Annotated in this window: 10 protein-coding genes; 9 read left to right on the top strand and 1 reads right to left on the bottom strand. The window is 43.3% G+C overall.

Annotation, left to right across the window (positions count from 1 at the left end; translation table 11 throughout):
- The first annotated feature begins 130 nt into the window (after nt 1-130).
- The 3 genes from lonB (at nt 131) to yihA (ending at nt 4,954) form a co-directional block, all read left to right on the top strand.
- Nucleotides 131-1,801 (top strand): ATP-dependent protease LonB, encoded by a 1,671-nt coding sequence (gene lonB, locus ACFX4I_RS15595; protein WP_377421646.1) that lies wholly within the window; start codon nt 131-133, stop codon nt 1,799-1,801.
- A gap of 253 nt (nt 1,802-2,054) precedes the next feature.
- Complete coding sequence (gene lon, locus ACFX4I_RS15590) at nt 2,055-4,376, top strand: endopeptidase La (RefSeq protein ID WP_230303123.1); 2,322 nt, start codon at nt 2,055-2,057, stop codon at nt 4,374-4,376.
- Entirely contained in the window at nt 4,373-4,954 is a 582-nt protein-coding gene (yihA, locus tag ACFX4I_RS15585) for a ribosome biogenesis GTP-binding protein YihA/YsxC (RefSeq protein WP_230303122.1), read from the top strand. The genes lon and yihA overlap by 4 nt, the downstream gene beginning before the upstream one ends.
- A gap of 73 nt (nt 4,955-5,027) precedes the next feature.
- Here yihA and ACFX4I_RS15580 read toward each other — a convergent pair whose 3' ends face one another.
- Nucleotides 5,028-5,510: a LiaI-LiaF-like domain-containing protein gene (locus ACFX4I_RS15580; protein ID WP_230303121.1), complete on the bottom strand. Its 483-nt coding sequence runs from the start codon at nt 5,508-5,510 to the stop codon at nt 5,028-5,030.
- Between the two features lie 249 nt (nt 5,511-5,759).
- Here ACFX4I_RS15580 and hemA point away from each other — a divergent pair, with 249 nt between their 5' ends.
- From hemA to hemL, 6 genes are read left to right on the top strand one after another with little or no spacing between them, the layout of a single operon-like run.
- Nucleotides 5,760-7,106, top strand: a complete 1,347-nt coding sequence (gene hemA / locus ACFX4I_RS15575) for a glutamyl-tRNA reductase (RefSeq protein ID WP_230303120.1) — start codon at nt 5,760-5,762, stop codon at nt 7,104-7,106.
- Between the two features lie 10 nt (nt 7,107-7,116).
- Entirely contained in the window at nt 7,117-7,947 is an 831-nt protein-coding gene (locus ACFX4I_RS15570) for a cytochrome C assembly family protein (protein WP_048688893.1), read from the top strand.
- A 9-nt stretch (nt 7,948-7,956) separates the two neighbouring features.
- Complete coding sequence (hemC, locus tag ACFX4I_RS15565) at nt 7,957-8,889, top strand: hydroxymethylbilane synthase (RefSeq protein ID WP_230303119.1); 933 nt, start codon at nt 7,957-7,959, stop codon at nt 8,887-8,889.
- Nucleotides 8,889-9,686, top strand: a complete 798-nt coding sequence (locus tag ACFX4I_RS15560) for a uroporphyrinogen-III synthase (protein ID WP_377421643.1) — start codon at nt 8,889-8,891, stop codon at nt 9,684-9,686. Before hemC ends, ACFX4I_RS15560 begins: the two co-directional genes overlap by 1 nt.
- On the top strand, nt 9,683-10,675 hold the full coding sequence (hemB, locus tag ACFX4I_RS15555) for a porphobilinogen synthase (protein ID WP_377421641.1): 993 nt from the start codon (nt 9,683-9,685) through the stop codon (nt 10,673-10,675). The genes ACFX4I_RS15560 and hemB overlap by 4 nt, the downstream gene beginning before the upstream one ends.
- Nucleotides 10,676-10,716: 41 nt before the next feature.
- A complete protein-coding gene (gene hemL / locus ACFX4I_RS15550) occupies nt 10,717-12,006 on the top strand; it encodes a glutamate-1-semialdehyde 2,1-aminomutase (protein WP_230303116.1) in 1,290 nt (429 codons plus the stop codon).
- Nucleotides 12,007-12,147: the final 141 nt, after the last annotated feature.

The following is a 12,147-nucleotide window of genomic DNA, read 5'->3' as shown; positions in this document are numbered from 1 at the left end:
TTTTTTTCAAATTGTTGTTTTTTAGGATAAAAACGCCAAAATTTTCAACACGAATTTCTTGGATAATTTCGCCCTTCCAAAGGAGATACTAACAGAAATGATAAACTAGGAGAGTGCAGGAGGGAATACGATGAATTGGACAGGATTGGCGTTGTTTATCCAGCTGTTTTTTGGGATCATTATTGGATTGTATTTTTTGAACTTATTGAAAGGCCAGCGAACACAAAAAGTTTCCATTGACCGTGATTCACGTAAAGAGATGGACCAATTACGGAAGATGAGATCGATTTCGTTAACAGAGCCATTGGCAGAAAAGGTTAGACCAAGCACATTTAATGAAATCATCGGTCAAGAAGATGGGATTAAATCTTTAAAAGCTGCTTTATGTGGGCCTAATCCCCAGCATGTGATAATTTACGGTCCTCCAGGGGTAGGGAAAACGGCAGCTGCCAGACTTGTTTTGGAAGAGGCGAAGAAAAATGGCAAGTCCCCCTTTAAGAATTCGGCCGTTTTCGTTGAATTGGACGCCACCACAGCCAGGTTCGATGAACGAGGGATTGCCGATCCGCTCATTGGTTCTGTGCACGATCCAATCTACCAAGGAGCTGGGGCAATGGGACAGGCTGGCATTCCGCAGCCAAAGCAGGGTGCCGTCAGCAATGCTCATGGTGGCGTACTGTTCATAGATGAAATAGGGGAGCTTCATCCAATACAGATGAATAAACTGTTAAAGGTGTTGGAGGATCGTAAGGTTTTTCTTGAAAGTGCTTATTATCAAGAGGAAAATCAAAATATTCCCACTCACATCCATGATATTTTTAAAAATGGACTACCGGCTGACTTTCGGCTGATTGGAGCCACAACAAGAACGCCAAATGAAATCGCGCCTGCGATACGTTCAAGATGCATAGAAGTGTTTTTCCGTGAACTTGACCGGGAAGAAATAATCACCGTGGCTAAGAATGCCTCTGATAAAGTGGGGATCACCATCAGTGAAAAAGGCTTGCAGTCGATTTCGGATTATGCCCGAAATGGCAGGGAAGCTGTCAACATGATTCAGACTCTTGCAGGAATATCAATTAATGAAAACAGGACTTTTATCAGAGAAGAAGATATAGATTGGATGGCCCATAGTAGCCAGCTGTCCCAAAGAATGGACAGGAAAATAGAATCGAATTCTAAAATAGGCCTTGTCAACGGTCTTGCAGTCTATGGTCCCAACAGCGGGGCGTTGCTGGAAATCGAGGTTACGGTCATGGCTGCCTCTGATGAAAAAGGTTCGATAAACATTACCGGCATCGTTGAAGAAGAAAGTATTGGCGGCGGGAGTGGCAAATCGATTCGCCGCAAGAGCATGGCAAAAGGTTCGATAGAAAATGTCATTACGGTTTTACGGTCGATGGGAGTGCCTGCCGATCACTTCGATATCCATGTGAACTTTCCTGGCGGAAGTCCAGTAGATGGTCCTTCTGCAGGAATTGCAATGGCAACAGGCATATATTCGGCCATATATAAAATCCCTGTTGATCACACCGTGGCGATGACTGGTGAAATAAGCATTCATGGCGGCGTTAAACCGATCGGCGGTGTCATTCCGAAAATCAAGGCGGCTAAACTTGCCGGGGCAAAGAAAGTAATCATCCCAGCCGAGAACATGCAGTCACTTCTATCTGAAATCAAGGATATAGAAATCATTCCCGTTTCGAATGTAAAAGAAGTGCTGGATCATGCACTGAAAAAAGAATTGATGTCGGAACAAATCCTTACAACCTTGGACCTATCAAAAAAAGAAAGTGTATAAAGGAAATGCCCCGGCTAAAAATAGAACCGGGGCATTTTAAGGACCATATTGGCGTTCCCGACAAACCTGACATAAAAATAAACACGCATTCAGACGTGCTTTTTTATCTAATATTGGAGATAATAATAGCAGTGAAACGTGTTAAGGTAAACGAATAGACACTTCTATATAAATAGGATAGAATTGTTAAAAGGTTGAGAACATGGGTAAATAGTTTACAACGACGATACTAATTAGATGGAGGTGTCAGGAAATGACTGATAAAGAAATCATCGTCCCCCTCCTGCCGCTTAGAGGACTGCTTGTATATCCAACGATGGTACTTCATTTAGATGTAGGCCGAGATAAATCAGTGCAAGCCCTTGAGAAAGCAATGGTGGAAGACCATCTTATATTTTTGACGACACAACAAGATGTTTCGTTGGACGAACCAGGTGAAGAAGATTTATTTACAATGGGAACTTTAACAAAGGTAAAACAGATGTTGAAGCTTCCGAATGGTACAATCCGGGTGTTGGTGGAAGGGTTGAACCGCGCAGAAGTCATTGAATTTTACGATTATGAGACACATTATGGTGCCAAGATTAAAATATATGAAGACAGTGATGAAAAGGATGCTGAACATCAAGCATTAATGCGCACACTACTGGATTATTTTGAACAATACATAAAAATGTCCAAAAAAATAACCGGTGAAACATTTTCGTCCACTTCGGATATTGAAGAGCCTGGTCGATTAGCGGATATAATCGCTTCACATTTGCCTTTGAAATTGAAGGAGAAGCAAGAAGTGCTTGAGACCATTGATATGAAAGAGCGTTTAAGCCGTGTAATCGAGATCATCAATAACGAGAAAGAAGTTCTTTTTCTCGAGAAAAAGATCGGCCAGCGTGTTAAGCGTTCGATGGAACGGACCCAAAAGGAATATTATTTACGGGAACAAATGAAAGCGATCCAAAAGGAATTGGGCGATAAAGAAGGAAAAACAGGGGAAATTGAGGTCCTCAACGAAAAGATAGAAGAAGCGGATATGCCTGAGCACATCAAAGAAACGGCATTAAAGGAATTGGACCGTTATGAAAAAGTTCCTTCGAGCTCAGCCGAGAGTTCTGTCATCCGCAATTATATCGAATGGTTGATTTCTCTTCCTTGGACCAAAGCGACCAAAGATGACTTGAATATTCATAAAGCCGAAAGAATCCTGAACCGGGACCATCATGGTTTGGAAAAGGTGAAGGAGCGGGTGCTTGAGTATTTGGCCGTCCAGCAATTGACCAATTCATTGAAGGGACCGATCCTTTGTTTGGTGGGACCTCCAGGGGTCGGGAAAACCAGTCTGGCTAAATCGATCGCTTCATCCCTGAACAGGAATTTCGTCCGTATATCTTTAGGTGGAGTGCGCGATGAATCAGAAATCCGCGGACATCGCCGCACATATGTAGGGGCGATGCCGGGACGGATCATTCAAGGCATGAAAAAGGCCGGAACGATCAATCCTGTCTTTTTACTGGACGAAGTGGATAAGATGTCCAATGACTTTAGGGGAGATCCATCCGCAGCGATGCTGGAGGTGCTCGATCCGGAGCAAAATCATAATTTCAGTGATCATTATATTGAGGAAACCTACGATCTTTCCAAAGTCATGTTCGTCGCGACGGCGAATAATTTGGGGTCGATTCCAGGTCCGCTTCGTGATCGTATGGAAATCATTTCGATTGCAGGTTATACTGAGATAGAGAAACTTCATATAGCCAAGGATCACTTGCTGCCTAGACAGCTGGAAAACCATGGTTTATTGAAGACACAACTGCAAATCCGTGAAGAAGCTCTAACAAAAATCATCCGTTACTATACACGGGAAGCCGGTGTTCGGAGTCTGGAGCGACAGCTTGCAAGCATCTGTCGGAAGACTGCAAAAATCATCGTGTCCGGAGATAAAAAGCGGGTCGTCATTTCTGAAAAGAATGTCGAGGAGTTTTTAGGGAAAACCATGTTCCATTATGGACAGGCGGAAGTCGAGAACCAAGTCGGTGTAGCCAATGGTTTAGCGTACACGTCGGTAGGTGGCGATACGCTGCAAATCGAGGTTTCCTTATCACCAGGTAAAGGCAAGCTGATCCTGACAGGAAAGCTTGGCGATGTAATGAAAGAGTCAGCCCAGGCTGCTTTCAGTTATGTCCGTTCAAAAACCGAGAAACTTCAGATTGATGCGAACTTCCATGAAAAATATGATATTCATATTCATGTCCCCGAAGGTGCGGTCCCAAAAGATGGCCCTTCTGCAGGCATCACGATTGCAACAGCGTTAATATCGGCACTTACAAATAGGCCGATCAGAAAAGAGGTAGGCATGACAGGCGAAATTACATTACGCGGACGGGTTCTTCCGATCGGCGGGCTTAAAGAAAAATCTTTAGCGGCCCATCGCGCAGGACTTACGAAAATCATCATCCCGCAAAATAACGAAAAGGATATTGATGATATCCCGGAAAGTGTCCGTAAAGCATTAACATTTGTTCCAGTTTCACACGTCGATGAAGTCCTTGAGCATGCATTGGTAGGTGTGAACGAATGAAAGTGACGAGTTCAGATATTGTCATCAGTGCTGTGAAGCCTGAACAATATCCAAATACCCCAATACCGGAATTTGCCTTGGCAGGCCGTTCCAACGTTGGGAAATCCAGTTTCATCAACAAAATGATCAATCGAAAAAACTTGGCGCGCACATCCTCTAAACCGGGTAAGACGCAGACCTTGAATTTTTATATCATAAATGAAGCACTCCATTTTGTGGATGTACCGGGTTATGGTTATGCAAAAGTATCTAAGACGGAGCGTGATGCTTGGGGAAAGATGATCGAAACGTACTTCACTTCCCGTGACCAGCTCCGCGCTGCGCTTCTGATCGTCGATTTGCGTCATCCGCCGACAAAGGATGATATCGCAATGTATGGATTCCTGAAGCATTATGACTTGCCCCGGATCGTCATTGCCACCAAAGCGGATAAAATCCCGAAAGGCAAATGGCAGAAGCACTTGAAAATCACGCGCCAAACGTTAAATATGGAAAAAGAAGATGAATTGCTTCTATTCTCTGGTGAAACAGGCGAAGGTAAGGAACAAGCATGGGGCGTCCTTAAGAAATATATGTAAAAGAAAAGGGTATTCCGCATCTGGAATACCCTTTTTCATTATGGAATTCGAAAAAATTGCCAATCAAAAATTTTCACTTTTTTCGAACCAAAAAATAAATGCCGATTGCCATCAAGGCAAATGGCCAAAACCTTTCGATGTTCGCAGTAGTTGAATCAACAAACCCGAAAGACGTTTTGATTTTATCATAGAATAATAAAGTGATCGAGATGATGAATATTACCATGCCGTGAAACATTCCAGAATTTGTTTTACGTGCCCGGAGAATAAATCCCAGCGAGATGATTAAAATAAAGATACCTATATTATCCGGCCAAATATCCAGGTTCTCGACGATGTGGAAGTGAGCCCCGAACCCCAGTAATATGACGCCTGGCAGGATGGACTCATATTCATTACCGCTATATGCCTGAATCAGGAAGGCGGCACCAACTATACATAATAAAGTTGGCCAGGTGAAAAAGCCTGGAAAGATTTCGATTTGGGAATGTTCAAGAAAAAAATAGAGCCCGAAACCGATTAAAACGATTCCTGGGAAAATACGCTGCGTTTTCATTTTATCCTCCTATGCAATTCGATTACTTGAAGTTTTTTGCCATTTTTGATATGGTACTTTTGTACACAATGTCGAAATATGTATGTAACTTACACCGCTTAGACACCTTTTGTACAATTCAGGCGTTTTGGCTGTCTTTTCCATGGTAGCATACGTTTTCATAAACTGTTCATATTATTTGCGTGAAACCATTTTAGTACATGGTATAATAAATTTACATGAAAAATTTTGGGGGTGCAAAACAAAAGGATGCATATTCTAGCGGTTGGTATAAATTACAAAACTGCCCCTGTAGAAATTCGGGAAAAACTATCGTTTAACGAAGCCGAACTTGCCGAGGCAATGAAAGCTCTTAAAAATAAAAAAAGCATCTTGGAAAACATTATTATTTCAACATGCAACAGGACGGAAATATATGCGGTCGGTGACCAGCTTCATACAAGCAGGTATTATATAAAGGAATTTCTTTCGGAATGGTTTAATATCGATAAAGAAGAATTTTCTAAATATCTGTACATTTATGAAGGCGATGGGGCTTTCGAGCATTTATTTTCAGTTACCTGCGGCTTGAATTCCATGATACTGGGAGAAACTCAGATTTTGGGACAAGTACGTTCAAGCTATCTGTTAGGTCAGAAGGAAGATACGATCGGTACCGTTTTTAACCATCTCTTCAAGCAAGCCCTTACATTAGCTAAAAAAGCTCATTCGGAAACCGAAATCAATACCAATGCCGTTTCCGTCAGCTATGCGGCAGTCGAGCTTGCAAAAAAAATCTTTGGAGGCCTGAACGGCAAGAATGTCTTGATTCTTGGGGCCGGTAAGATGGGTGAGCTGGCCATTCAAAATCTTCATAGCAATGGTGCCGACAGCATTACAGTCATTAACCGTACCTTACAGAAAGCGGTCGACCTTGCCGAGAGATTCAATGGTACGGCGAAACAGCTTCAAGAGCTGCAATGCGCTTTAGTGGAAGCTGATATCCTGATTACTTCCACTGGATCAAAAGATCTTCTTGTAACAAAGGAAATGATGTCATTCGTCAATAAGCTTCGTAAAGGCCGTCCTATTTTCATGGTCGATATCGCCGTGCCGCGTGACCTCGATCCGACATTGGCGGAGCTTGAAAATGTCTTCTTGTATGACATTGACGATCTTGAAGGGATCGTGCAAGCCAATATCGAAGAACGTAAAAAAGCTGCCGAGAAAATAGAATTGATGATCGAATCGGAAATTGTGGACTTCAACCAATGGATTAATTTGCTTGGTGTGGTTCCAGTCATTTCTTCTTTACGGGAAAAATCCCTATCGATACAGAAGGAAACGATGGAAAGCATCGAAAGAAAGCTTCCTCATTTAAGCGAACGTGACAAAAAAGTTCTGAACAAGCATACGAAAAGCATCATCAACCAAATGCTGAAAGATCCGATACTTTATGCAAAAGAGCTGGCAGATGAGCCGAATGCAAAAGAGCAATTGAATAATTTCGTGAAAATCTTCCATTTAGAGGAATTGATTGAAGACCAGCTGGATGCGGATGAAAAAGAACGGAACAGCTCCAAGTCATCCCTATTGAATCCAGTTCCTGTCCAGTAATGGGGTAGATATGGAATTACTAATGACAAGATTGCATGAAGCCACTGTTTTGTTGTATGCCATCAGTATGCTTTTATATTTTATCGATTTCCTTAATAATAACCAGAAGGCGAATAGGGTCGCCTTCTGGTTGCTTTCTATTGTTTGGGTACTGCAAACAATTTTTTTGTTTCTGTATGTGTTGAAAACGGGAAGGTTCCCGGTATTGACGATTTTTGAAGGCTTATATTTTTATGCATGGGTCCTCATATCGCTATCTTTAATCATAAACCGATTGCTAAGAGTCGATTTTACGGTCTTTTTTACGAATGTATTAGGTTTCATGGTCATGGCCATCCATACCTTTGCACCTGTTCAGATAGAATCTCAAGTGCTTGCACAGCGCCTGGTTTCGGAGCTATTGCTCATACATATCACTTTTGCCATCCTATCATATGGGGCATTCACGCTTTCTTTCGTTTTTTCACTTTTATACTTAATTCAATATGATTTACTGAAAAGGAAGAAATGGGGAAAACGCCTGCTTCGACTCGGCGATTTAACAAAGCTCGAGCATATGTCTTATGTCCTCGCAGTAATAGGTGTTCCATTATTAGTGGTCTCCCTTATCCTGGGGATTCAATGGGCTTATATAAAAGTGCCTGGGGTATCCTGGCTGGACATGAAGATCATCGGCTCATTCATTTTGCTTATCGCTTACAGTGTGTTTTTATACTTGAAAATTCGGAAACAAATGTATGGAAGGACGCTAGCCTTTCTGAATATTGGATCTTTCATGATTGTGTTAATTAACTTTTTCCTTTTTGGAAGCCTTTCAACATTCCACTTTTGGAATACATAGGAGGAAACTATGAGAAAAATAATTGTCGGTTCTAGACGTAGTAAATTAGCGATCACCCAAACGAACTGGGTAATCGATCAACTTAAAGAGCTTGGGGTCCCATACGAGTTCGAGGTGAAGGAAATTGTCACAAAGGGTGACCAAATCCTTGATGTAACACTTTCCAAGGTAGGCGGAAAGGGCTTATTCGTTAAAGAAATCGAACAAGCGATGCTTGATAAAGAAATTGATATGGCCGTACATAGTATGAAAGATATGCCTGCTGTGCTGCCTCCAGGCTTGACGATTGGCTGCATACCACCGAGGGAGGACCATCGGGATGCCTTGATTTCAAAGAACCATGAAACCCTTTCCGAACTGAAGCCCGGTTCCATCATTGGTACGAGCAGCTTGCGACGCGGCGCGCAAATTTTGGCTAGAAGGCCGGACCTTGAAATTAAATGGATTCGCGGTAATATCGATACCCGTCTGAATAAGCTGAAAACGGAAGATTATGATGCTATCATTTTAGCAGCGGCCGGTTTATCAAGAATGGGATGGGAGCAGGACATCGTAACGGAATTTTTAGATGAAGATATTTGCATTCCGGCAGTTGGACAAGGAGCACTTTCCATTGAATGCCGGGAAGACGACAAAGAACTGCTGGCGGAACTTGCGAAATTGACCTGTGAAAAGACGAAAAGAACGGTTGAAGCGGAACGTGCCTTTTTGGATAAAATGGAAGGCGGATGCCAGGTGCCGATTGCCGGATTTGCGGTGGCAAAAGATAATGGATCCGTTTCGTTGACTGCTTTGGTTGCTGCCCCGGATGGAAAGGTGATTTATAAAGAAATGGTTGAGGGTGCTGATCCCGAGGCGGTTGGGCATGCTGCTGCCAAACAGATTAGTGAAATGGGCGGGAAAGAATTGATCGATCGCGTAAAAGAAGAGCTTGATCAGTAATGAATCCCGTTCAACCTCTTAAGGATTATCAGGTATTAATCACCAGAGGGAAAGGACAGGCAGATGGTTTAAAAGAGTCGATCGAAAAAAATGGCGGAACGCCGCTTCTTGTGCCATTGCTTGAGTTCACTCTTCCTGATCATATGGAAGATGTACAACAGCGGTTAGGAGAGTTGCTTACATATGACTGGATCATTCTGACCAGTCAAAATGGGGTGGATTTCTTCTTTAAGCTACTTGGAAACCAGCCTTTAAAGCTTCCGAAAATAGCCGTAATCGGCTCCAAAACAGAAGCGGCCCTGAAACGGCATGGATATAAGGCGGATTTCGTTCCAGCTCAGTTTGTTGCCGAAGGGTTCGTGGCGGAGTTCAATACCCGGCTTAATCCGGGGTCACGCGTACTGCTGGCAAAAGGAAATCTCGCAAGGGCGGTCATTGCCGAGGCGATCAATGAAGCTGGTGCATCATGTGATGAAGTGATTATTTATCATACAGTGCTTCCCCGAAGCAGTGAAAAAAAACTGGTGCATCTTATAAAGAACCATGAAATCGACATCATAACCTTTACGAGTTCATCGACGGTCAATCATTTTTTACAGATCGTGAAACGCCATGAATTGGATACATACATAGACCGGATCATCATCGCCTGCATCGGGCCGATTGCCGCTAAAACGGCTGAAAAACATGGGCTATCCGTCGATGTCTGTCCAGATGTTTATACGACGGATGCCATGGTTGCGGAGTTAATGCGCTTCATCTTGAAAAGAAGTAAAAAGGGAGGAACTTTAAAATGAAAAACATTCCATTCAATCGCCATCGCCGCTTGCGTGCAAGTGCTGGCATGAGGGCATTAGTCCGTGAAACACAATTGCATAAAGAGGATTTGATCTATCCGATCTTCGTCATCGACGGGGAAAATGTGAAAAATGAAATCAACTCTATGCCAGGCATCTATCAGCTTTCCATGGATAATCTGGGGGCCGAAATGGATGAAGTCGTGAGTCTGGGAATTAAATCAGTCATTTTATTCGGTGTCCCTTTTGATCATGATAAGGACGAACAGGGCACAGGGGCATTTCATCACAACGGACTTGTGCAAGAGGCAACCCGCTATATTAAAAAACAATATCCTGAAGTTATTGTCATTGCGGATACCTGCCTTTGTGAGTATACAAGCCATGGCCATTGCGGGGTCGTTGAAGGGGAAAAAATCCTCAATGACGCTTCTCTTGACCTTCTTGCCAAAACGGCAATCAGCCAGGCAGAGGCCGGCGCCGATATCATTGCGCCTTCCAATATGATGGACGGTTTCGTTGCGGCCATCCGTACAGGTCTGGATGAAGCGGGTTATGAAGATATTCCGATCATGTCCTATGCGGTGAAATATGCTTCGGCTTTTTACGGCCCATTCCGTGATGCTGCGAATGGTGCTCCACAATTTGGCGACAGGAAAACTTACCAAATGGATCCCGCCAATCGCCTTGAAGCGTTCCGTGAGGCTGAATCCGATGTTGCTGAAGGTGCGGACTTCCTAATCGTGAAACCAGCCCTTTCCTACATGGACATCATCAGGGACGTTAAGAATAACTTTAATCTTCCGGTTGTTTCCTATAATGTCAGCGGTGAATATTCAATGGTTAAGGCCGCTGCCCAAAATGGCTGGATTGATGAAAAAGCGATAGTGATGGAAATGCTGACATGCTTGAAACGCGCAGGTTCCGACTTGATCATTACGTATTTTTCAAAAGAGGTAGCACGCTGGATAAACGAAGATAATCAATGATATAAAAAATATAACCTGTAATGGAAAAAGGGGATTGAATCATGCGGTCATATGAAAAATCGAAAAAGGCGTTTGCCGAAGCAAAAAATTTGATGCCAGGCGGCGTGAACAGCCCGGTACGTGCCTTCAAATCTGTGGACATGGATCCCATTTTCATGGAGCGTGGAAAAGGCTCAAAAATGTATGATATCGATGGAAATGAATATATCGACTATGTTCTTTCATGGGGACCGCTTATCCTGGGTCACACGAATGACCGTGTCGTGGAATCATTGAAAAAGGTAGCGGAATCAGGTACAAGCTTTGGAACTTCTACGCTAATAGAGAATGAACTGGCCAAGTTGGTCATTGAACGGGTGCCTTCGATTGAAATGATCCGGATGGTATCTTCAGGAACCGAAGCGACGATGAGTGCACTAAGGCTGGCACGAGGCATTACAGGCCGTGATAAAATCCTTAAATTCGAAGGCTCCTATCATGGCCATGGCGATTCATTGCTAATCAAAGCAGGTTCCGGCGTAGCAACATTAGGTTTACCGGATAGCCCTGGAGTACCGGAAGGCATTGCAAAAAATACGATTACCGTAGCATATAATGATCTTGCTGCAACCAAATATGCGTTTGAACAATTTGGTGAAGACATCGCTTGCATCATCGTAGAACCTGTTGCAGGGAATATGGGAGTGGTTCCGCCACAACCTGGTTTCCTCGAAGGCTTGCGTGAAGTGACGACCCAATACGGGGCTCTATTGATCTTTGACGAAGTTATGACAGGGTTCCGTGTCGGCTATAATTGTGCACAAGGCTATTTTGGCATCGTACCTGACCTGACTTGCCTTGGGAAAGTAATTGGCGGCGGCTTGCCTGTCGGAGCATTCGGAGGCAAGCGCGAATTCATGGAACAAATTGCCCCGAGTGGGACAATCTATCAAGCAGGGACATTGTCTGGTAACCCTCTTGCGATGACGGCCGGCCTTGAAACGCTGAGCCAATTGACTCCAGAATCCTATGATGAGTTCACCCGAAAAGGGGATATGCTCGAAAAAGGAATTGGAGAAGCAGCGGAAAAGTACGGAGTTCCCCATACATTCAACCGTGCCGGTTCCATGATTGGACTTTTCTTTACTAATGAAGAAGTCGTAAACTATGATACAGCTAAAACATCCGACTTAGAGTTCTTTGCTTCTTACTATAGGGAAATGGCGAATCAAGGCATCTACTTGCCGCCGTCACAGTTTGAAGGTTTATTCCTTTCCACTGCACATAGTGATGAAGATATCGAAAAGACCATTGCAGCGGCAGAACAGGCTTTTGCAAAATTAAAAAAATGATGCAAGGCTTCATGAACTACCGCTATATTCAAAAAACTGGCTACCATTTTTCCAAAGGCTTTTGGAGAAAGGTAGCCAGTTTTTTTGAATTCAATCCGTAAATGGAAGAAACGAATCAAAAGTTGAAGGGCGAATTAATTG

It is taken from the genome of Peribacillus sp. YIM B13472 (genome assembly GCF_042788005.1).
In the GTDB taxonomy this organism is placed as follows: Bacteria; Bacillota; Bacilli; order Bacillales; family DSM-1321; genus Peribacillus; species Peribacillus simplex_E.
Note: the sequence above shows the minus strand (reverse complement) of the source record. Positions and strands in the feature narration are given on the sequence as shown.